Source organism: Polynucleobacter sp. AP-Capit-er-40B-B4 (assembly GCF_018882245.1).
Taxonomy (GTDB): Bacteria; Pseudomonadota; Gammaproteobacteria; order Burkholderiales; family Burkholderiaceae; genus Polynucleobacter.
Genome location: NZ_JACVOV010000004.1, coordinates 149,698 through 171,027 on the forward strand (window position 1 = coordinate 149,698; position 21,330 = coordinate 171,027).

Genomic DNA, 21,330 nt, shown 5'->3' on the forward strand with positions numbered 1-21,330 from the left:
TAAAGCGATACCTGGCAATTAGACGCCGCCAACTACCCCTAGACTAAAATATGCCTATGAGTACAGATAATTTACCGAAGTGCCCCGCCTGCCAGGAAGATATGACCTACCCCGATGGGGATAATTATGTTTGCGCCCAATGTGGCCATGAATGGCCTATGGCTGCAGCCGCAGAAGAAATAGAGGCGGGATTGATCGTCAAAGACGCCAACGGCAATCTATTGGCAGATGGCGATACCGTGACCCTCATTAAAGATTTAAAGGTGAAGGGCTCATCTACAACCCTCAAGGTTGGCACCAAGATTAAAGGCATTCGACTGGTCCCGGGCGACCACGAGGTAGATTGCAAAACAGAAGCTGGCAATATGCTCCTCAAAGCCTGCTTTTTGAAGAAAGCCTAGATCCAATCAAATTCTAGGCTTGCTCCGCTAACAGACTTAAGTACTCGCCTTTTTAAGGACTGCGTAGATCTGGTCCTTTAGCAAAAGCTTCTCCTTCTTCAAAACCTCAATCTCTTCTTGGGTGCTTGGCTCCGTATGAGCCTCCATTCTTTGGATCTTCTGATCCAAATTATTGTGTTTATCAAATAGATGCAAGAAGTGACGATCTGACGTTTTCAACTTGGTAATGAGTTCACGATATTCAGGAAACATAGATCCTCTTGATATAAGGGTTATGGAAAACTGCTTGAGATTAGTTTAGCAATCCCGTATTACAAGAACAATGCCCAAGGCGATCTTTTTGTTTTGCCCCCTCCCCTTGTAATCTGCCAGAAAAACCCCATATAGGAAAGGCAAATTCCCCAAGGAAATTGCAGTAATATCAGCTAGTGCACTAAGCACAATAACTACCAAAAGAAGGGTAATAGACCATGGCTACAAAGAAGTCTCCAGCAAAAAAGAAAGTAGCTACCAAGGTGGTAACAAAAGCCCCTGCAAAAAAAGCTGTCCAGAAAGTTGCCGCTAAAAAAGTAGCAGCCAAAAAGACAGTGAAAAAGGTAGTGAAAAAACCAGCAGCAAAGAAAGTTGCTGCAAAGAAACCTGCGGCCAAAAAGCCAGCAGCTAAGAAAACAACGGCAAAGAAACCTGCGGCCAAAAAGCCAGCAGCAAAAAAAGTTGCCAAGAAAGCTGTAAAACAAGCTTCATCTAAAGCATCTAAGGTAGATCAATATGGTCTGGAGCAAGATGATGAGTTTTACGGCTTGTATTTTGCGAAGTCTACAAAAAAGGGTTTGGTTGAAGTAAAACCTTGTACCTTCTCATTGATGTACTGGTGGAAAGGCTTGCTTGGCTACCCTGACATGATCGAGATCTCCAAAGGGAGCAATACTGCGATGCTGCAGTTTGAATCTACTTTTGGCGGTGGTGACTCTGGTGAAACTGAATTAACCGAAAAAGATGTATTGGATATTGATCACATCATTGAAGTGGATGAAGAAGAAATGATGATCTCCCTTTACTCTTATGTACCTATTCCGGTTCCTGAGAAATTAGTCGGCGCTGTAAGTCTAGCTATCCTGAATATCAACCCAGAAACCCGCTATGGCAGCTTAGAGCTCTGCTCCACCGAGAACGAAGAAGGCGAAACAGAGCATTTCTTGCGCTATCGTGCGGCAACCTATTTGCGTGGCATTAAGTCAGGCAAAGTGGAGGCTATTGAAAGCATGGTTACTAATGGATCCGAGTTCTTCGGTCTTGCTTTAGATGCCATGTGTGTGAATAAGTCGATTAAGAAATGGCTTCTTAGCTAATTGAGCGACAGCAAATGGCGGACTAACTATCCGCCACTATCTGCAAAGATAGATGTAAGTTATGGGAAAACGGTCATTGACCGTTTTTCTGCTTTCTAGAATCGTCACTGTTCTTTTGCCCTGCTTTTTGCACTCCACAAGAGCCGCTTCCTGAGCCTCAGTCTCTTTCGCTGTCTTGGGGGCATGCACTCCAATCGTTCCATCTGATTGTTGATAGACGCCGAATTCACTCTGAGGCGTTGAGCAAGCCGCCAATAGGAGGCCAAGAAGAGCAACTAAGTAACGATTCATTTTAAAGAATGTCTAAGGGTTTAAAGGTAACCCTATTCTAGGACACTCCAAAGTAAAGATTCGGTAATCGTCACAAAAGTGTCATATACGCTTGAAATTGATAGATTTAAAACGTAGGATGGTCCAAAGAGTAAAAATTTACCTATAACCTATGAATAAAAAATAAGGAAAATCATGAGCCAAAAGAAACTAGTGAAGCAGCTGTTAAAAAAGCTCGATAAATTAGAGTCCGATAGAGAAAAGCTCATCAATAAGCTGGCAAAAGCATTAGATAAGCTAGAAAAAAAGGTGACGGATAAGAAGGTCCCCACGAAAAAAGTAGCGGCTAAAAAAGCACCTGCTAAAAAGGTCCCAGTAAAGAAAGTTGCTGTAAAAAAGACCCCTACTAAAAAGGCGCCTGCAAAAAAGACGGCCGCCAAGAAAGCTGTCAGCGCCAACGAAGTAAGCTAATGAGTCATAAAAACAAAGATAAGCTGGAGGAATCTAGTTACGACGCTGCACTTCGCTTATTACAAATTGAGTTGGTGAAGCTCCAAAATAGCCTCATCAAAAATGGTGATCAGATCCTGGTCATATTAGAGGGTCGAGATACTGCAGGCAAAGACGGAACCATTAAAGCTATCACGGAACATCTAAGTCCACGTGAAACACGTATTGTTGCACTTGGCAAACCCTCAGATACCGAATCTACAGAGTGGTACTTTCAGAGGTATGTTGCGCAGCTACCCAAGCAAGGTGAGTTCGTCCTATTCAATCGTAGTTGGTATAACCGAGCTGGCGTTGAACGCGTCATGAATTTCTGCACTAAAGCTCAATACGTTAATTTCATGGAAACCGTAAATGACTTTGAATCCATCCTAGTGCGCTCAGACATTACTATCTTGAAATACTATTTAGACATTTCCAAGAAAGAGCAGGCGTTGCGTCTTGAAGATAGGGAGAATGATCCACTAAAGCAGTGGAAGATCAGCCCTATTGATCAGCAAGCGCAGAAAAATTGGAATGCGTATAGTAAATGTAGAAATGAAATGCTAGAAAGAACCAGCCCTAAAGATGCGCCTTGGACAATTGTTATGGCTAACGACAAGAAGCTGGCTCACTTAAATTTAATTCGAGATTTACTCTCTAGAGTGTCCTACCCAGGAAAAGATAAGTCACTACTCAGGGCGGATAAAGATATTGCCTTTAAGTGGGATGGCAAACTATCTAAACTCGAGAAATAAAATCTTTAGAAGACTTCAGGGACGTACATCTTCTGCGGCACTGGACCACGAAGATAGTCTGGGTTATGCACACGCTTAGGCAAAGTAATTACCGGATGATCGATTTCTTGATATGGGATTTGACTGAGTAAATGGGTGATGCAGTTGAGACGAGCTTTTTTCTTATCATTGGCAGCAACTACCCACCACGGCGCCTCTGGAATATGAGTACGCTCCAGCATCGTTTCTTTTGCCTTGGTATAGGCCTCCCAGAGTCTTCTGGCTTCAAGATCCATTGGACTTAATTTCCACTGCTTGAGTGGATCATGAATGCGCATCATGAAGCGGTTGTACTGTTCATCATCAGAAATAGAGAACCAATACTTAATTAAGATAATGCCCGAGCTAATCATCATTCGCTCAAGATCAGGAACTGTTCTTAGGAACTCTTCGTATTCTTCATCATTACAAAACCCCATCACCCTCTCTACGCCGGCACGGTTGTACCAGCTACGATCAAATAGAGCGATCTCACCACCAGCAGGCAAATGGGAAATATATCTTTGAAAATACCATTGAGTCTTTTCGCGTTCGTTGGGTGCCGGTAAAGCGACTACTTTACAAACACGAGGATTGAGGCGCTGGGTAATACGCTTAATAGCACCACCCTTACCCGCTGAATCACGACCCTCAAATAGAACTGCAACCTTAAGCTTATTTGCCACTACCCAATCTTGGAGCTTTACTAGCTCGCCCTGCAGTCTAAATAATTCGCGGAAATAAACATTGCGTGGAATCTGAGATTTGCTATCGCCATCAGGGGAAAGACGATCATCATCAAGCTCCATCTCAAGCTCTTCATCCATGCTATCAAGAATTTCTTCTTGAGCACGTCGATACCACTCGGCCATCTCTTTATGCTTCGATGTCATTTTCATTCCACTCCTAGAATACCTTTATAGCCAGGAAAGATGACACTTTTATTACATAAAGGGCTGATGACCGTTTAAGCGATTAGAAATAACCTCCTGGCTATGCAAGGCTAACCACTTGCGATCTCTAGAGGCTTCTGGAGTAGCACCAGAAGGGGATAAAAAGGTTAATTCGACGATCAATTGACGATCATGCAATATCTTAGCCATAGATTCAAGCAATCCCATCTCGCCAACAAAGGCAGCAACATCACTTCTCTCGCCAGACGCAGCAGACTGATAGGAAATTGCTAGGGAGTAGACCGATACGCCAGCAATCACGGCAGATTCAAACAAATTAGGTTTGAACGGCAGTACAGTCTCTCCTAGCGTGGAGGTGCCCTCAGGAAAGATACAGACAGAATGAGATGCAAGAACTCTGCCTACATCTTCAGCAACCTTCTTCCCATGGCGAATTTTGTCTCGCTTAATAAAAACGGTGCCCAATTGCTTTGCCATCCAGCCAAATATTGGCCACCCCTCTACATCCGACTTTGCAACAAAGAGAATGGGGTTAAAAGCATTGATAGCGTGGATATCCATCCAAGAAATATGGTTTGAAGCAAGAAGGAATGGAGTGCTTGGAAGAATTTCTTGATTCTTCAACCTTAATTCAATTCCAAAAATATTTAGCAATCTTTTTGACCAAGCCTGAATCAGTTGATTTTTCTTTTTTTGATCCGCAAAAGGAAATTGAAAAGATAAAGTAGCCAAACCAGCGATCACGTGAACCCATACGAGAACCCAGCACCAAGCTACTGATGTGTTTCTCGATAGATTTAGGGAATGTTTCTTACTCATATGGATTAGCAATATAAATCAAATTCAGAAAATATTTGCATAGTCACAAAACTGCCTCAGAACTGTCACGCTGCTTTCATACTTTGTTGGCTTAATACTGTTTCATGATGCATTACAAAGCCATCTGGATTTCAGACGTACACCTGGGGACATCAGGGTGTCAGGCAAACTACCTTCTCGATTTTCTAAAGCATAACGAAGCTGAGAAATTCTATCTGGTGGGCGACATTATTGACGGTTGGAGACTAAAGAAATCTTTCTACTGGCCACAATCACATAATGACGTAGTGCAAAAACTATTGCGCAAGGCTCGTAAAGGCAGCGAAGTCATCTATGTTCCCGGCAATCATGATGAAAGCGCTAGACAATTCTTTGGCCTTTCGTTTGGTGATGTCAAGGTTGTTGAAGAGGTAATCCATACAACCGTAGATGGCAGAAAACTATGGGTAACCCATGGCGATCAATTTGATGGGGTAATGCAATACGCTAAGTGGCTTGCCTATGTTGGCGACACCATGTATTCGTTCATTCTTTACGTGAACCGCTACTTCAATATGCTCCGCGCCAAGATGGGCTTGCAATATTGGTCTCTATCTCAATACCTCAAGCACCAGGTAAAAAACGCCGTCAGCTATATCGCAGATTTTGAACACATTATGGCCAGGGAAGCGCGTCTAAGAGGTTGTGATGGGGTTGTTTGCGGGCATATTCACAAGGCAGAAATCCGTGAGATCGATGGCTTGCTGTATTGCAACGATGGCGATTGGGTCGAAAGCCTGACCGCCTTGGTTGAAACACAAACCGGTGAACTCAAAATTATTCACTGGACAAATATTAAGGGCGAGCCCGTTGAAGCCACTCAAGCCTCCCTTCCACCCGCTATTGAATCACTTATTAAAGAGGTTGCTCTATGAAAATTATGATCATTACCGATGCATGGGACCCACAGGTGAACGGCGTTGTCCGCACCCTCAAACAAACCCGTGCAGAATTAATTGCCTTGGGTCATGAGGTGGAGATGATCACCCCCACTGGTTTTAAATCAATTCCATGTCCAACCTATCCTGATATCGCCTTATCCCTGTTCCCGGCCAAAGAAGTAGCACGTCGAATTAAAGAGTTTGCACCTGATGCCATGCATATCGCTACCGAGGGTCCATTGGGGCTATCTGCTCGCGCCTATGCAGTAAAAAATCGCCTACCCTTTTCTACCGCATATCACACACGCTTCCCAGAGTACGTCAAGGCACGTACCGGCATTCCATTGGGCATTACCTATGCATTTATTCGGTGGTTTCATGGTCCATCTATGGCAGTCATGGCGCCAACCATTGTGGTTAAGGACGATCTAGAAAAATTTGGCCTGAAGAATGTGGTTCTGTGGTCAAGAGGTGTAGATCTCGACATTTTTAAGATGCAGGATTCAAAGGCACTGAATACCGCTCATCCCATCTTTTTATATGTAGGGCGTGTGGCTGTTGAAAAAAATATCAATGCTTTTTTAGAGATTGATCTGCCAGGTTCCAAGTGGGTGGTAGGAGACGGTCCGGCCTTGGCTGGAATAAAAGAAAAATATCCAGAAGTGAACTATCTGGGTGTATTACAGCAACATGAGTTGGCTAAAGTGTATGCAGCTGCAGATGTATTTGTATTTCCAAGTAAGACCGACACATTTGGACTAGTTTTATTGGAAGCAATGGCATGCGGCACCCCCGTAGCAGCGTATCCAGTAACTGGTCCTATTGATGTACTGGGGAATTCAAACTCAGGGGCAATGAATGAGGATCTGCGAGAAGCCTGTATGCAAGCACTTAAAATTCCTCGTGAAATTGCACGTGCCCATGCTGAGAAATTTTCTTGGCGTGCAGCTACAGAGCAGTTTGCTCAACATTTGAAGCCTGTGCCAACGACAGAAGTTCACGTCGCTGCATTAGCTTAAGGCAAGATACTCGTGAGCTTCCCTTACCATGTTGACCAGAACCCACATAAGGGCAACCGAGGCCTTACTAGGGCATGGCATGCGACCAAGAACTCCTGGTGTGGATTGGTATATGCCTTTCGAGAAGAAAGCGCTTTTCGACAAGAGCTTACCCTGCTTGTATTGTTAGCACCTACAGCACTTGCATTACCTATAACACCTTTAGAAAAGGTGCTACTAGTCTCGTCTCTGGTAATGGTGCTCGTCATTGAACTACTGAATTCTAGTGTAGAGGCAGCAATTGATCGAATTTCATTTGAGCATCACGATCTCTCCAAGCGCGCAAAAGATTTTGGCAGTGCCGCCGTCATGCTAGCCCTCGTTATAGCAGTACTACTTTGGGCCGCAGTCTGCGCCCCCTTGATTCTCACACTCTAAATAAGCCATTTACCCAACCATTCACTTACGAAGGCTAACCATGTCTGACATTCCCAATCCAATTGGTTCATTTGAAATTTTTTCCCCTAAAAAAGTAAAGCCGCTGAAAAAGAAGCAGTCAAATACCTTTCAAAAGCTCTCTAAAAAGTTAGCTAAAAAACTATTTGGAAAGAAATTTGTTACAAAAACAAGAGCTGAACTTAGGGAAGTGGAGATAACTCCTTCCGTTCAAATAAAACCCAAAAAACCGGCCTTTCAGATTGTTTGGGCAAGTACTCCAGGTGAAATTAAAGAAGCTCAGAGATTGCGATACAAAGTATTTGCCGAGGAGATGGGGGCGAAGCTACCGATGAATGCAGAAGGTCTTGATATTGATGAATTCGATGCCTATTGCGACCACTTATTAATTCGTGATCAAGACAGCCTCAAGGTCGTGGGCACCTATCGCGTTCTCCCCCCTCATAGAGCTAAAGAAATCGGACGCCTTTATTCTGATTCTGAGTTTGACTTATCCCGCCTTGACCACCTGCGCCCTAAATTAGTTGAATTGGGTAGATCTTGCGTTCACCAAGACTATCGCTCAGGCGCGGTGATCATGGCGCTGTGGAGTGGCCTGGCACAGTATATGCAAAAGAATGGCTATGAAATCATGTTGGGATGCGCCAGCATCCCTATGGCTGATGGCGGACACTTTGCAGCGAGCCTTTATAACTCACTTGGCAATGATCAAATGGCGCCTACAGAGTTCCACGCCTTCCCACGCTTGCCATTGCCATTGGATAAGCTGAATGGTGGCCTGGATGTACAGCCTCCCCCTTTGATTAAGGGCTACTTAAAGCTTGGAGCCAAAATTTGCAGCGCTCCAGCGTGGGATCCAGACTTTAATACTGCTGACTTATTAACAATGATGAGACTATCAGAAATTAATCCGCGTTACGCAAAGCATTTCTTGGGTCTCTAATTTTAAGGAATGAATTTCTTAGTAAAAAGCCGCTTCAGTATGAGGTGGATTTTTATATTTAGCTTGAGTTACTTAAAGCTGATTTGATAAGAGCGGCCAACTCTTTCCCACTCTGCGGCCTCTTTTAAAAGACTAAATTCTGTCAAAGGGTGTTCGGTGGCCCATTCTTTAGATAGGCTCACCAGGTAGGAGCCTTCATGCTCTGAAACTTTTACCTTTGGAATGCTATTGTCATTTCGACCGCGACAAAGAACTTGAGCAAGCCTCAAACAAAAGAGCATACGCCAGTCTTCAAAGCCGTGGTTATTGGCTAACTTACCAAGTTTTCCGGTATGGCCAATCAATAAAGCAGCAAGTCTTGCCTGGTCATTCTTAGAGAATCCCGGCATATCGGCATTACCAGCAATATAAGCTGAATGCTTGTGATACCCATTATGGGAAATAGATAAACCAATTTCATGAAGGTTAGCAGCCCACTGCAATAATGCGACGTTATCTGCCCTACTCTCTGACTCAGGCTTAGGAAGTTGCTGTAAAAAATCTGCCGCCAATTTACCTACCCTAGCAGCCTGATCACGATCCACGGCATAACGTTGCATGAATTGCTCTACGGTGACATAGCGCATATCGTGATGCTGAGATCGACCAAGTAAGTCATAAAGAACGCCGCTACGTAATGCGGCATCCGTCACTTCCATTTCCTCAATACCCAATTCATCGAATGCAGCCAGCATAATCGCTAAGCCTCCAGGCCATACAGCCCTTCTATCATCCTTGAGACCAATCAACTCAACTTGATTGACGTGATCATATTTGAGAAGATGCTTTTTGAGATTCTTTAGGCCTTCACGGGTAATGAGGCCACTTGCCCCATTGACGCGACCCATTGTTAATCCATCGCTATTCCCATTGAAATTATTGCTAGCGATTAATTCAGCCAAGGCTCTAGCAGTTCCAGAGGAACCGATGACTTGTTTCCATCCACTTTTTAAATAAACCCCGGAGATTACCTGTATTTCACGGCGGGCAGCTAGCTCGGCCTCCTTAAAAGCGTGAGCATCAATATTTCCTTTGGGGAAAAAACGCAAACTATGTGAGACGCAGCCTATGTAAAGACTTTCCATCAACTTTGGCTCGTAACCTTTGCCAATAATGAATTCGGTAGAACCGCCACCAATATCAATGACAAGCCTATTACCTTGAATAGCCTGCACCTCATGCGCCGCCCCAATGTAAATGAGACGGGCCTCTTCTACGCCAGCAATAACCTCAATCGGAAAACCTAAAGCCTCTTGCGCATCCTCAACAAACTGCTGTGCATTTTTAGCAACACGTAATGTATTGGTAGCAACCGCGCGAACATTGGCAGGATCAAATCCACGAATGCGTTCACCAAAACGTCTAATAGCAATTAAGCCTCGTTGATAGGCATCATTACCAAGTAATTTATTTTCCGTTAGTCCTGCAGCCAAACGAACTGTCTCGCGCAAGGTATCTATAGGACGAAGCTGCGTTCCTGAAGGAGTATTGACGACCTGAGCCACCAGCATGCGAAAACTATTAGAGCCTAAGTCAACCGCAGCTACGAGGTCTGCTGATATCGCTAAAGGATCTACCGGATTGCTGGACAAAATGTTCCCCAAAAATGGAATGCAGCATCAATTATGTCTATTTTATGTACAAACCATGACATATTGATGAAATCAATGCCAAGCCTATCTGGCTAGGGGAGTAAAGGGAATTTTAGGCGGCTAAGTTCTGCTCAGAGCTAAAGCAATCTCGATTACCAAAGCTACACAAAATACAGCAATCACCAGACTTTGGCTTCAAAATTGCACTACAAGAACGGCAGCGATAAAAATGTTGAGAACCTTCGTCCGAGCTAACGATCTCAGAGTTCTGACAATGGGGGCAAGTAACAATGGCTTGCGGGTATTGGATGGTTTTATTCACAATGCCATACTGAACCAGAATTATGACAAGAATATGTCAGTTGACTATAAAGGGGCGGAAACTAAACCCATTAAAACAATGAATTATGACTGTCATATTACTTTGCTAGGATTAGACCTTACTTAATCCATGGATTGAATGATTATGAGTAAATATCAATATGAAGATGCTGTAAAGCAATTGCAAGAGTCTGGCTGCATTGGACTGGCAGACCTAAAAAATCTTCCGCACGAAGATCTTGTAGAGCTACTGGAAGAGATTAAGGTTTGGTGCCTTTATGCCAACGGCAAAGCTGAAAAGCTACCTAAAGAATCTAAAAAGAAGAAAAAGAAAAAGAAGGAGTGAGGACTAAACCGCGACTCGGTCTTTAGGGAAGCGAAGCATGAATTTACTACCTCTACCGGGCGTACTTTCAATCACGAGCTGAGCTTGATGGCGGTTGGCGATATGCTTAACAATAGCGAGCCCCAGTCCGGTTCCGCCAGTATCCCTTGATCGACTCCGGTCAACACGATAAAAGCGCTCCGTTAATCGAGAGAGATGCTCAGATGCAATGCCTGGGCCAGTATCCGTTACTGAAAATTCACCCTGCCCCTGTTCGTTAACCTTCCACTCCACAGAAATAGCGCCCACATCTGGGGTATAACGAATTGCATTGGACACTAAATTGCTAAAAGCAGAGAGGATCTCCCTTTCATCACCCAATAAGTTTTGCGTTGAGTTCACATCAAAACTTATTGAATGCTTTCCTTGTGAAAGCGCTTCGGCATCATTTTTAATTAGCGCCATTAAGGTTTCGATCTTCACCACAGTAGTTGTAGCTGGCAATGCATTAGACTCTAGATTGGCTAAGGTTAATAGATCCTCAACTAAGCTCTTCATTCTTTGTGCCTGCGACATCATCATGTCTAAGTACTGATCCTGCTGATCCTTTTTAAGCTCCAAGGATTGAACGGTCTCCAGAAAGCCCATTAAGACGGTGATTGGCGTCCGCATTTCATGAGAAACATTGGCCACGAAATCACGCCGCATGGCATCCGCTTTTTGCAAGTCAGTAACGTCCTGAATCAAAAGAAGATGGCGTTTTTGACCAAATGGGAAGGCCTGCAGCATCAAACTGAGACTGCCATCTGGCCCCATGCGCTCCATCAATAGGGGCTCTTCAAAAATACGCCTATTCAGATACTGTATGAATTCAGGTCGTCTAATTAAAAAATTTACGCGCTGCATCACATCGCGCTTAAAGATCAACCCAAAAAATCTCTCGGCAATACTGTTACACCATTCAATTTGATCATTTTCATCAAGCATAACAATGCCATTAGGTGAGGCCTGAAATGCCTCAATAAAATGATCGTGTTGTTGCTCAATACTGCGAATGCGCTGCTTTAGATTTCTGACAAGTCGTTGAAGCCTAAAAAATACCTCCTCCCAAAAACCACTTGGCAAGGGCATATTTTCAACAGAATCAGCAAGGATGTATTTCCTCAGACGCGCTAAATTAATATACGCATAAACAAGGGGGATAGAAAGTACTGCAACTCCTGCAGCAATAGCCCACTCTGCGCCCCAGAAAGGCAGAACGATAAATGCCGCAATAAATGCGACACAAATGATGACAAAGAAACGGGTTAATACAGAGAGCATGCTGCAATATTAGAGCATCTCTAGAGGCCCCTAGAAAATTCTAGAAAAATACTTAAAAAGCCTTAAGTTTCAGTTGGAGTCTTGGTAATGCGGTAACCACTACCCCGGACAGTCTCAACATAGCGGTCGCAATCAAATGGCACCAGAGCTGCTCTTAGGCGCTTGATGTGGACGTCAACCGTTCTTTCCTCAATATAGACTTCACTACCCCAAACCTTATCCAGCAAGCTAGCACGGGAGTGAACCCGCTCAGGATTGGCCATAAAAAACTGCAGCAAGCGAAACTCTGTTGGACCCAAAGCAATTGACTTAGGCTCTTGATTTGGCCAGACTGCTAATACGCGGTGAGAGCTTGGATCCAGCTTTAATGGACCTACAGTCAATGGGCCCGTGTCTTCAATAGGCGTCTGCCTTCTTAATATTGCCCTTACTCTTGCCACCAGCTCTTTAGGAGAAAATGGCTTGGTCACATAGTCATCCGCACCAGAATCCAGTCCAAGAACCTTATCCGACTCCTCGCTTTTGGCGGTGAGCATCAGGATAGGCAAGCCTTTAGTGCGCTCAGTGGCACGGAGCTCCTTAGCAAACTGCACCCCAGACTTTCCTGGCATCATCCAATCCAAGATAATCAGACTAGGCAATTGATCTTTCATCATCGCCAACGCAAGATCTGTTTGCATGGCTTTTTCCACTTCATATCCAGCATGTGACAGATTAATCGCAATCAATTCTGCAATTGATGGCTCATCCTCAACTATGAGTATGCGGTGAGTCATTATTCGAGGTCCTAATTATTGTCTATTTGCTTCGCGAACTAAATCTTCATGGGGAATATGACGAACGTCAGATCCCTTGGCAATGTAAATTACGAACTCTGCGATATTTTTAGCGTGGTCGCCAATACGCTCGATTGCCTTAGCAATAGTCAGCATATCTAGGCCAGTGCTAATCATATGAGGGTCTTCAGACATGTAAGTAATGAGCTTACGAACAAAGCCTCTAAATTCTTCATCAATCTGTCGATCCTCTTGCACTACCTCAGCTGCCGCAATAGTATCTAGGCGGGCAAATGCATCAAGACTGCGGCGTAGTAGAGAGATAGCCATCTGGCCTGATAACCGAATCTCAGCAACGTTAATGTTATGCGGTAGGCCAGACTCAATTAAACGCTTAGTGCGCTTAGCAACGCGCTCTGCTTCATCGCCCGCACGCTCTAAATTGGTTATCGCTTTGGATACCGCCATCACGAGACGTAAGTCGCGTGCTGTAGGCTGTCTACGTGCAATCAATTCTGTACAGGCTAAGTCGATCTGGATCTCAAGATCATTTACTAGCTTTTCATTTTCGATCACAACATTGCAGGTTTCAGCATCCATTTGCGTAAAAGCGCGCATGGCTGTTGCAATTTGTGACTCCACTAACCCACCCATTTCAAGCAAGCGGCTTGAGAGCGAATTAAGATCTGCGTCGAATTGTGATGATAGATGTTTATCTGGCATATATGTCTCCAATTAACCGAAGCGGCCGGTTATGTAATCTTCTGTTTCTTTGCGCTTAGGCTTAATAAATATTTCGTCTGTTTTACCGTACTCAATAAGGCTACCCAAATACATATAGGCTGTGTAGTCGGATACACGGGCTGCTTGTTGCATATTATGGGTCACAATCGCGATGGTGTAATCCTTCTTCAATTCATGAATTAACTCTTCCACCTTGCCGGTTGAGATAGGATCCAAAGCTGAAGTTGGCTCATCCAACAAAATGACTGAAGGCTTGACTGCAACTCCGCGAGCAATACACAAACGCTGTTGCTGGCCGCCAGAGAGAGATAAACCACTTTGATTTAATTTATCCTTTACTTCATTCCACAGGGCCGCTTTATTTAATGCCCACTCTACGCGCTCATCCATCTCAGAGCGAGAAAGTTTTTCGTAAAGACGCACGCCAAAGGCGATATTTTCATAGATCGACATTGGGAATGGCGTTGGCTTCTGGAAAACCATACCAATTCTTGAACGGAGCAGATTCAAATCCTGGCCCGGCTCAAGAATATTTTGTCCATAAAAGTTAATCTCACCCTCTGCACGCTGGCCTGGATATAGATCATACATACGGTTTAACGTTCTCAGAAGTGTCGATTTACCACAGCCAGATGGGCCAATAAAGGCTGTAACCTTACCCTGCTCAATATCTAAATTGATTTTCTTTAAGCCCTGGAATGCGCCGTAGTAAAAATTCAAATTGCGCACTTCAATAGCGTTAATGGCCGCTTGTTGCGGTTCCTGGTTTAACGTATCCACTCTACCCCCTTGACCATCAACCTGATTTAAGTCAAACATAGTTTTCATATTACTCATCATCCCTGCACCTTGTCTCGGAACACCACGCGAGCCAGGATATTTAACCCAAGCACTGCAAATGTAATCAGTAAAGCGCCGCCCCAGGCAAGATCAACCCAGTTGTCATAGGGGCTCATCGCAAACTGGAAAATAACAACCGGCAAATTTGCCATTGGCGCATTCATATTCGTTGAGAAGAATTGGTTATTCAGCGCCGTAAAGAGTAAAGGTGCCGTCTCACCACTCACACGAGCAAGCGCAAGCAAGATACCCGTCATCACGCCGCTCTGAGCTGCGCGCAACGTAATCATGAATGCCACTTTCCATTTTGGCGTACCAAGCGCATAAGCTGCTTCACGCAAGCTACCCGGAACCAAACGCAGCATATTTTCCGTGGTTCTAACGACCACAGGAATAGCAATTAAAGCCAACGCAATCGTGCCAGCCCAACCAGAGAAGTGACGAACTTGCGCAACTACGAATGCGTATACAAACAGACCAATGACAATAGATGGTGCGGACAACATAATGTCAGTTACAAAGCGAGTGACTGCGGCAACCTTGCTGCGATCGCCGTATTCTGAAAGATACAAGCCAGCCAATACACCTACTGGCGTGCTGATGAGTGTGCAGCAACCAATCAACATCAAACTACCCACAATCGCGTTAGCAAGACCGCCACCATCAGAGCCTGGCGCCGGAGTGCTATGAGTAAAGAGGTCTAAGTTAATTGAAGAAAAACCTTTGATGACCAAAACACTAAGGATCCAAAATAAAAAAACCATCCCCAAGGCCATCGCAGCCATCGACAAAGTTAAGCCAATTTTGTTTGCACGTTTTCGACGGGCAAAAATTTCTGGATTGATATTGGTTGCCTTGTTCATGATTTCAGGCCCTGCTTCTTCTCCATATTGCTTAGCATCCACTTAGCACAGGCCAAAACAATGAAGGTGATGATGAATAGCGCAAGACCGAGGGCAAATAAAGATGAAAGATGATTACCTGCTTCAGCTTCACCGAATTCGTTTGCTAATGTAGATGCAATCGATGTGCCCGGAGCGAATAAAGATGGTGACAGGCGCTGTGCATTGCCGATAACAAAGGTCACAGCCATGGTTTCACCCAGGGCACGACCCAAACCCAGCATTACGCCACCAATAACCCCTGCCTTGGTATATGGCAATACAACATTCTTAACGACTTCCCAGGTTGTACAACCAATCCCGTATGCAGACTCCTTTAGAACCGGCGGGACAATCTCAAACACGTCGCGCATCACTGAAGCGATGAATGGAAGAATCATCATTGCCAAAATGAGTCCGGCACAGAGGACACCAATACCATTGAACGCGCCAGAGAATAGGATTCCCAATCCAGGAACCTTACCCAAAGTAGCTGCAAGTGCTGGCTGAACATAGTCAGCAAACAACGGTGCAAAAATAAATAGGCCAAACATTCCATAAATAATAGAAGGCACTGCAGCCAACAACTCTACCGCTGTACCAAGGGGTCTGCGTAAAGGACCCGGGCAAAGTTCGGTCAAAAAGACGGCAATACCAAAGCTTAAGGGAACGGCAATGACCAAAGCGATGATGGATGTAACCAAGGTTCCGTAGATCGCAATCAAGCCACCAAACTCACCATTTACGATATCCCACTCTTGGGTAAAGAAAAAACCAATACCAAAAGTATGTAGGGCTGGCCACGCATTAATCACGAGAGAGATGATGATTCCCAAGAGGGCAATTAAGACGCTGCAAGCAAAAAACTGGGTAATGCCATGAAACAAGAAATCCTGCACACGCTGGATCTTGGCGATCCTGAGCGCCTGAGGCGTTGGGGCGGAATGAGACTGGGCGTTATCTATCATAATTCGCACATATTTAAACAGCCAAACAGCCCCACCTTAGTGGAGCTGTTTGTTTTTGGTAAAAACTGGCAGATTAGCAAAATTTACTTAGTTGCAATCTTGGTAAACACATTCTTACGAATGAAGTCAGTAGTTTTGTCTGGCATTGGAACGTAGTCTAAATCTTCAGCCATCTTCTTGCCATCTTTAAAGGCAAAGTCAAAGAACTTAATAACTTCCGCTACGTTAGCTTTATTTTCTGGGTTCTTGTAGATCAAGATAAAAGAGGCGCCTGTGATTGGCCATGATTTAGCACCAGGAGCATTCGTAATAAATGTACCCATTCCTGGAATCGCAGCCCAATCTGTACTTGCAGCAGCCGCAGCAAAGGTCAGGTCATCTGGAGCCACAAATTGACCATCTTTGTTCTTCATGGAAATGAAGGTCATTTTGTTTTTCTTTGCGTAGGCATACTCAACATATCCAACTGAGTTTTTTACACGGGTTACGTTTGCTGCTACACCTTCGTTACCTTTGCCACCTACCGTAGAAGCGGCAGGCCACTTAACAGAAGCGCCGGCACCCACTGAGTCTTTAAATAAAGAGCTTGTTTTAGCCAAGTAATCAGTAAAGATTGCTGTTGTACCTGAACCGTCAGCACGTACAACTACAGTAATGGGACCGCTAGGAATCTTGACACCAGGATTCATGATAGCGATACGCTTATCACCCCAATCAGAAATTACACCCTGGAAGATGTCTGCCAAAGTTGGGCCATCTAACTTGATCTCGCCTGGCTTTACACCGTCAACGTTAATCACTGGCACTACACCGCCAATAATTACTGGGAACTGAACTAAACCATCTTTTTCTAAGTCGTCAAACTTCACTGGATTATCGGTCGCGCCAAAATCTACTGTTTTAGCTTTGATCTGTTTGATGCCACCGGAAGATCCAATGGATTGGTAATTTAAATTAGAGCCTGTCTTAGCTTTATAAGCTTCTGCCCATTTTGCATAAATTGGATATGGGAAGGTTGCGCCAGCACCGGTCATATCCACTGCAAATGCCGCTGGTGCAAGTGAAATTGCGCCTATTACTAGGGCTTTTTTTAGAAAAGATTTCATTTGGTCAGTCCTTACATTAAATATGCGCAACGGCGCGATATAAGAACGATACGGCGGGAATATGACGGTTATATGACAGTCCTAAAACCCCCATTTTTCGAGGTCTATGGCAATCTAAACTGCATTGGGATGCAAAAACACCCGGAGAAATCATGCAAAATGCCCAGCAACCAGGAGCAAGAAAAATAGGCGCTCAGAGCAATCCTAAGCGCTCAAATTTAACCCCTAATACTTAAGACTTAAGACTTAAAACTTAAATCTAAGCTCTGCACCGCCACCGTATTCTTGACCGTAGGTATTAAAAGAAGCAACAGCACCAATACGGGCAGAGACATCCTTGGTAATGCCACCCTGAATACCCAAACCCACCATATTGGAAACCGGGCCCATATTGGCGCCAACTTGAGAAAAGGAGCCAGTTGGGCCAGTAGCGGTAATCGAATGAGCGGCATTGCTGTTGGCAAACCAATCGTAGCCCAGCTTATAGAAACCAATTAGGGAGAGTGGGTCATTGGCACCCTTGAGTAAGGGGTAAATAAAATCCAATCCAGCAAAAGTCACTGCTGTGTATGCAGTTGCTGAAGAAATGCCGTAATTAAAAATTGAGTTTCCGTTTTGTTCTGTTGCTCCACCCATCCATAACTGAGAATAAGATACGCCAACAAATGGAGAGAGCGTGAAATCTTGCGCCTGATAAGCCTTAGCCAACTTCGCAGCACCATATACACCATTTGATTTATAGGAGCTCGTAGCATTACTACCTGCAATCACCCCTACATCAGGCATGCTACGGTTTGCATTGGTATCGCCATACATATAACCTAAGGCACCGGAGAGCTTAACTTGCGCATCAAAATTTCTAGCGCCGTACAGACCGGCATAAAAGTTGGTGGTGTTGAAATTTTGAGTGACCTGCTGACTCTCGGTCATTGAGGTTGTGCCAGTTCCAGCAAAGACACCATAACCCCCTTCTTTGCTACGACTAATATCGCCGCCAATAATCAGATCATAAAGGTTGTAACCAAAACCAGAGAGGTTGTTATTGTTATTTACAGTGCCCTTTACTGCCGCCGCATCTGCCCAGACGTATCTGCCTTCATCATCCTGATAAACCTTAGTTGAAGGAGAGGCACTCACCGGCGCATGAATCCGATCCATCACTGTATTGATGATGTGTGCCATCTGCTCAAGACCAATGGTCATATTGGAGGAGTAACCCTCGGCATGAACTTGCGCAAGGGTTGCAGCCTGTTCTGGTGTAAGGGTTGGAATAATTTGACTGAATAGTGCCTGATTTGCGCCAAACATTGCAGCTCCAGCCGCACTGAGATTCACCATAAAATCTTTGGAGCCTGTATAGGCCGCAGTAATAGATTTGGCTAAATTTTGACCGGAACTGCCATTAACTACAGGCGTAGCTACTGCCGAGGTTCTGGCTAACAAGTCCCACTTGTCTACACCCGCCTGCTTTCCTAAATTCCAACTAGTTGTAACAAATGCCCCTCCATAAGTACCGCTTTTTTTGGAAATATTTGCAGTTGGAATACCACTTAAAACATCGACATAGATTTTTGTTGTGGACGGAGCAAGAGATGATCTAGGATCAATGCCGAAGTTTGTTACACCACTCCCTAGACTGGCAACTGATAACTTGCCATAGGAAGTGGCATCAGTAATGATAATGTTGTAATTAGTTGGCAGTGCGCCAACATAAGTCAGGTTTGACTGCGCATTATTGAGCGTCTTAATGAGGCCATTATTTTCAATTCCATAACCTGTAAATCCAAAGCCTGTGCTGCCAGCAATATTTCCTAAGTTGTTAATAGTCGATATCGTGCCCCAGTTACGAATTGAGTTATAGCAAGTAAGTCCATTACAGGCGCCAGTCCGAATATCTCCACCAGAATTATTGTTAATAACATTGACAGTACTGCCTGTGCCAACAAGGATGCCGGCATCCTGTCCGCCATTTATCGAGCCGCTATTGCTAATAGTTCCTATCGATGCAGTATTTGAACCAGATGCCGTATCAAGATAAATTGCGCCAGCGGAACCATTAATAGCACCAGAATTATTGATAGTGCCAATGGATGTCGATCCGCCGGCCGTTGACATAAAGATACCTTGGGCGATCGCATTATTCCCATTGTTGTAAATGGAGCCGGTGTTATTTATTGTTGTAATACTTCCAGAGCCGGTAAGTTGAATGGCATATAGAGCTCCATTGATTTGAGACGCATTATTGAGATTTTTTACAACTGCTGTTCCATCCACCTGAATACCGCTTGTATTAGTGGTTTGACCCTGAATTAGGCTTGAGTTGTTTAGATTTTCAACTGTCGCATTCTGAATTAATAGCGCAGGGTTTGTCAGCCAAGCAGTAGTTCCGACATAAGCTCCAGACTGAATAGCTACCTCAGATTTATTGGAAGAAATGACTACGTTTGGGCAATTTGTTCCTGTGATAGAAACCGGGTCACCACTGGTAGAGCATTGTGCAAAGGCAGCATTAAATGCACCTACCCCTACAAGAAAAATACAAAACTTAATAACAAATGGGGTAATTTTTGATGGCATTGATTACTCGTTTTTAAATACATTAACCGTTCCACCACAAGCGGCAAAACACTGTCTATAGGATTCGTCGCACTGCCAATTATTGGCATGCGCTTGACAATACATGCCGTTGGGATTGCACTTCTTTACATCATCATGACTTTGCGCTCGATTGACGCAAGCCTGATAGTTCAAATGGTTCTGCTGTTGGCAGCTATTTACACTGTTCTGAGCTTGTTGCTGCATGCTGTTGTAACAAACCTGCTTAGTGGACATACATTGCATTGCGCAGGTTTTGCCATGCTCTGTTGGTGGTGCAATGTATTCGTAGCGATAGGTGGTACAGGAAGCTAAGGCGATCAATGCCGCCAGGCCAAAGAATATGCTCTTCAAGTTCTTCATTTTGTTAACATGTTATCAATTATAGGCATAATTATGACATACCAACCTTACTCTTTTAGGTGAAATGACAGACTCCAGCACTTCGAGAAGCGAAAAGAATCAGCTACGACTTAAACAAGTGGTAGGTGTAGCTCATCGCCTGTTTGAAAGCCGCGGCTTCGAAAAAGTTGGGATGCGTGAAATAGCTGAAGCGGCCTCCATGAGTCCGATGCAGGTATATCGACTTGGTCTAGATAAACAAGATCTATTGGCTGAAGTGATTTACCAAGTCAACGAGGAAGTCATTAGCAAGATAAAGCCATTTACAGCTACAAAACATAAGGACCCAGTAACTTTTATCGAGAGCTATTTATTGGATCTATACAAACAAGATGTAGCCATTAAGACTATTCGCAAAGAAGGTGCTGCATTTGGTTGGCTTTGGTCAGGGAAGTATGAAGCGTTGATCTTTGGACAAGTGATGCAAATGATTCAACCCATTGCGGATGCCTTAACTCACTTTGAATATGATGAAATCGAGGCGCGTTGTTATGCAATTTGGTCGCTCTACTATGTGGGATATCGAAATGCCGTCATGAATAACGCCAATGCGCAAGCATGCTTAGATGGCATTAAGCCCAGCTTACAAATTAATCTTAGGAAATAGATTGATGAAGAATTTAATGTATCTGTACGTAGCGCTATTACTTGCACTTCAGCCTAGTCTGAGTAGCGCTTTAGAGAAGCCTGAAGGTGTTGTGTACTGCCACGGTAAGACTGTGGTGGAATATCGCCTAATTAATCCAGAGAAGAATGGCACTGCATCTGATGTTGATTTAACGGTCAATGGCAAGACAGCGCGCTATATGACTGCTTATTCATGGTTTGGCTCAAACCAAGCAATACCTAAGGGTTTTCTATTTGCCATTTTGGGCGAAAAACAATTTGATCCATTGTTGGTATTTGATGGGCACCTTCTGGATGCAAAGAAGAACAAATACCTCAAATGTAATTAATGATTGAACTGACCTGATTTTTAGTACCACTCCCAAAGAGAGGATTTTTGATAATCTTCACCTTAAAGGAGTGCTAAATATGGCAAAAGGCCAACGTCTTAAACCCGAGCAAATCGTCACCTTATTGCGT

26 protein-coding genes are annotated in these 21,330 nt (G+C 44.2%); 11 read left to right on the plus strand and 15 right to left on the minus strand.

The genetic code is table 11. From position 1 onward, the window contains the following. The first annotated feature begins 56 nt into the window (after positions 1-56). The gene (locus ICN19_RS09985; RefSeq protein WP_216247579.1) at positions 57-401 is read left to right on the plus strand and encodes a zinc ribbon domain-containing protein YjdM; all 345 of its coding nucleotides are present in this window, start codon (positions 57-59) and stop codon (positions 399-401) included. Between the two features lie 36 nt (positions 402-437). Here the strand turns inward: ICN19_RS09985 and ICN19_RS09990 are convergent, their stop codons facing one another. Continuing rightward, a complete protein-coding gene (locus ICN19_RS09990; protein ID WP_216247581.1) occupies positions 438-653 on the minus strand; it encodes a YdcH family protein in 216 nt (71 codons plus the stop codon). A 218-nt stretch (positions 654-871) separates the two neighbouring features. On the opposite strand from ICN19_RS09990, the gene ICN19_RS09995 reads away from it, so the two are divergent. Beyond that, on the plus strand, positions 872-1,750 hold the full coding sequence (locus tag ICN19_RS09995; RefSeq protein ID WP_216247584.1) for a hypothetical protein: 879 nt from the start codon (positions 872-874) through the stop codon (positions 1,748-1,750). Positions 1,751-1,786: 36 nt separating this feature from the next. On the opposite strand, the gene ICN19_RS10000 is transcribed toward ICN19_RS09995, so the two are convergent. Continuing rightward, positions 1,787-2,041, minus strand: coding sequence for a hypothetical protein (locus ICN19_RS10000; protein WP_216247586.1), 255 nt, complete (start codon positions 2,039-2,041; stop codon positions 1,787-1,789). A gap of 174 nt (positions 2,042-2,215) precedes the next feature. Here ICN19_RS10000 and ICN19_RS10005 point away from each other — a divergent pair, with 174 nt between their 5' ends. Both ICN19_RS10005 and ppk2 (ICN19_RS10010) read left to right on the plus strand, forming a co-directional pair. Beyond that, positions 2,216-2,491, plus strand: coding sequence for a serine/threonine protein kinase (locus tag ICN19_RS10005; RefSeq protein ID WP_216247588.1), 276 nt, complete (start codon positions 2,216-2,218; stop codon positions 2,489-2,491). Then, positions 2,491-3,264, plus strand: coding sequence for a polyphosphate kinase 2 (gene ppk2, locus ICN19_RS10010; protein ID WP_216247590.1), 774 nt, complete (start codon positions 2,491-2,493; stop codon positions 3,262-3,264). Before ICN19_RS10005 ends, ppk2 (ICN19_RS10010) begins: the two co-directional genes overlap by 1 nt. A 5-nt stretch (positions 3,265-3,269) precedes the next feature. Here ppk2 (ICN19_RS10010) and ppk2 (ICN19_RS10015) read toward each other — a convergent pair whose 3' ends face one another. After that, positions 3,270-4,175 carry a polyphosphate kinase 2 gene (ppk2, locus tag ICN19_RS10015; RefSeq protein ID WP_216247592.1) on the minus strand — a complete coding sequence of 302 codons (906 nt, stop codon included), beginning with the start codon at positions 4,173-4,175 and terminating at the stop codon, positions 3,270-3,272. A 51-nt stretch (positions 4,176-4,226) separates the two neighbouring features. Continuing rightward, complete coding sequence (locus ICN19_RS10020; RefSeq protein WP_216247594.1) at positions 4,227-5,015, minus strand: 1-acyl-sn-glycerol-3-phosphate acyltransferase; 789 nt, start codon at positions 5,013-5,015, stop codon at positions 4,227-4,229. A gap of 104 nt (positions 5,016-5,119) precedes the next feature. On the opposite strand from ICN19_RS10020, the gene ICN19_RS10025 reads away from it, so the two are divergent. The 4 genes from ICN19_RS10025 to ICN19_RS10040 are packed head-to-tail and all read left to right on the plus strand — an operon-like array spanning position 5,120 to position 8,332. Then, the gene (locus ICN19_RS10025; RefSeq protein ID WP_370625203.1) at positions 5,120-5,929 is read left to right on the plus strand and encodes a UDP-2,3-diacylglucosamine diphosphatase; all 810 of its coding nucleotides are present in this window, start codon (positions 5,120-5,122) and stop codon (positions 5,927-5,929) included. Beyond that, on the plus strand, positions 5,926-6,954 hold the full coding sequence (locus ICN19_RS10030; protein WP_216247596.1) for a glycosyltransferase family 1 protein: 1,029 nt from the start codon (positions 5,926-5,928) through the stop codon (positions 6,952-6,954). Before ICN19_RS10025 ends, ICN19_RS10030 begins: the two co-directional genes overlap by 4 nt. A gap of 12 nt (positions 6,955-6,966) precedes the next feature. Continuing rightward, on the plus strand, positions 6,967-7,371 hold the full coding sequence (locus tag ICN19_RS10035; protein WP_216247598.1) for a diacylglycerol kinase: 405 nt from the start codon (positions 6,967-6,969) through the stop codon (positions 7,369-7,371). Between the two features lie 40 nt (positions 7,372-7,411). After that, complete coding sequence (locus ICN19_RS10040) at positions 7,412-8,332, plus strand: GNAT family N-acyltransferase (RefSeq protein WP_216247600.1); 921 nt, start codon at positions 7,412-7,414, stop codon at positions 8,330-8,332. 68 nt (positions 8,333-8,400) lie between these two features. On the opposite strand, the gene ppx is transcribed toward ICN19_RS10040, so the two are convergent. Beyond that, the gene (ppx, locus tag ICN19_RS10045) at positions 8,401-9,963 is read right to left on the minus strand and encodes an exopolyphosphatase (protein WP_216247602.1); all 1,563 of its coding nucleotides are present in this window, start codon (positions 9,961-9,963) and stop codon (positions 8,401-8,403) included. Positions 9,964-10,075: 112 nt separating this feature from the next. Then, positions 10,076-10,285 carry a GDCCVxC domain-containing (seleno)protein gene (locus ICN19_RS10290; protein WP_370625204.1) on the minus strand — a complete coding sequence of 70 codons (210 nt, stop codon included), beginning with the start codon at positions 10,283-10,285 and terminating at the stop codon, positions 10,076-10,078. 144 nt (positions 10,286-10,429) lie between these two features. On the opposite strand from ICN19_RS10290, the gene ICN19_RS10050 reads away from it, so the two are divergent. Then, complete coding sequence (locus ICN19_RS10050) at positions 10,430-10,630, plus strand: hypothetical protein (protein ID WP_216247604.1); 201 nt, start codon at positions 10,430-10,432, stop codon at positions 10,628-10,630. A gap of 3 nt (positions 10,631-10,633) precedes the next feature. On the opposite strand, the gene phoR is transcribed toward ICN19_RS10050, so the two are convergent. From phoR to ICN19_RS10095, 9 genes are all read right to left on the minus strand, one after another. Next, positions 10,634-11,932, minus strand: coding sequence for a phosphate regulon sensor histidine kinase PhoR (phoR, locus tag ICN19_RS10055; RefSeq protein WP_216247606.1), 1,299 nt, complete (start codon positions 11,930-11,932; stop codon positions 10,634-10,636). A 62-nt stretch (positions 11,933-11,994) separates the two neighbouring features. Further along, positions 11,995-12,708 carry a phosphate regulon transcriptional regulator PhoB gene (gene phoB / locus ICN19_RS10060; RefSeq protein ID WP_216247608.1) on the minus strand — a complete coding sequence of 238 codons (714 nt, stop codon included), beginning with the start codon at positions 12,706-12,708 and terminating at the stop codon, positions 11,995-11,997. Between the two features lie 15 nt (positions 12,709-12,723). Continuing rightward, complete coding sequence (phoU, locus tag ICN19_RS10065) at positions 12,724-13,431, minus strand: phosphate signaling complex protein PhoU (protein WP_216247610.1); 708 nt, start codon at positions 13,429-13,431, stop codon at positions 12,724-12,726. A 12-nt stretch (positions 13,432-13,443) separates the two neighbouring features. After that, positions 13,444-14,280, minus strand: a complete 837-nt coding sequence (gene pstB, locus ICN19_RS10070) for a phosphate ABC transporter ATP-binding protein PstB (RefSeq protein ID WP_255537002.1) — start codon at positions 14,278-14,280, stop codon at positions 13,444-13,446. An 8-nt stretch (positions 14,281-14,288) separates the two neighbouring features. Beyond that, positions 14,289-15,155, minus strand: coding sequence for a phosphate ABC transporter permease PstA (gene pstA, locus ICN19_RS10075; RefSeq protein ID WP_216247634.1), 867 nt, complete (start codon positions 15,153-15,155; stop codon positions 14,289-14,291). Next, positions 15,152-16,141: a phosphate ABC transporter permease subunit PstC gene (gene pstC / locus ICN19_RS10080; RefSeq protein ID WP_216247612.1), complete on the minus strand. Its 990-nt coding sequence runs from the start codon at positions 16,139-16,141 to the stop codon at positions 15,152-15,154. The genes pstA and pstC overlap by 4 nt, the downstream gene beginning before the upstream one ends. Before the next feature lie 83 nt (positions 16,142-16,224). Further along, positions 16,225-17,247, minus strand: a complete 1,023-nt coding sequence (gene pstS / locus ICN19_RS10085; RefSeq protein WP_216247614.1) for a phosphate ABC transporter substrate-binding protein PstS — start codon at positions 17,245-17,247, stop codon at positions 16,225-16,227. Positions 17,248-17,493: 246 nt separating this feature from the next. After that, positions 17,494-19,824 (minus strand): autotransporter domain-containing protein, encoded by a 2,331-nt coding sequence (locus ICN19_RS10090; RefSeq protein ID WP_216247616.1) that lies wholly within the window; start codon positions 19,822-19,824, stop codon positions 17,494-17,496. A 3-nt stretch (positions 19,825-19,827) separates the two neighbouring features. Beyond that, positions 19,828-20,205: a hypothetical protein gene (locus ICN19_RS10095; RefSeq protein ID WP_216247618.1), complete on the minus strand. Its 378-nt coding sequence runs from the start codon at positions 20,203-20,205 to the stop codon at positions 19,828-19,830. 64 nt (positions 20,206-20,269) lie between these two features. Here ICN19_RS10095 and ICN19_RS10100 point away from each other — a divergent pair, with 64 nt between their 5' ends. Further along, positions 20,270-20,851 carry a TetR/AcrR family transcriptional regulator gene (locus ICN19_RS10100; protein WP_216247620.1) on the plus strand — a complete coding sequence of 194 codons (582 nt, stop codon included), beginning with the start codon at positions 20,270-20,272 and terminating at the stop codon, positions 20,849-20,851. Positions 20,852-20,855: 4 nt separating this feature from the next. After that, positions 20,856-21,200, plus strand: coding sequence for a hypothetical protein (locus ICN19_RS10105; protein ID WP_216247622.1), 345 nt, complete (start codon positions 20,856-20,858; stop codon positions 21,198-21,200). Positions 21,201-21,330: the final 130 nt, after the last annotated feature.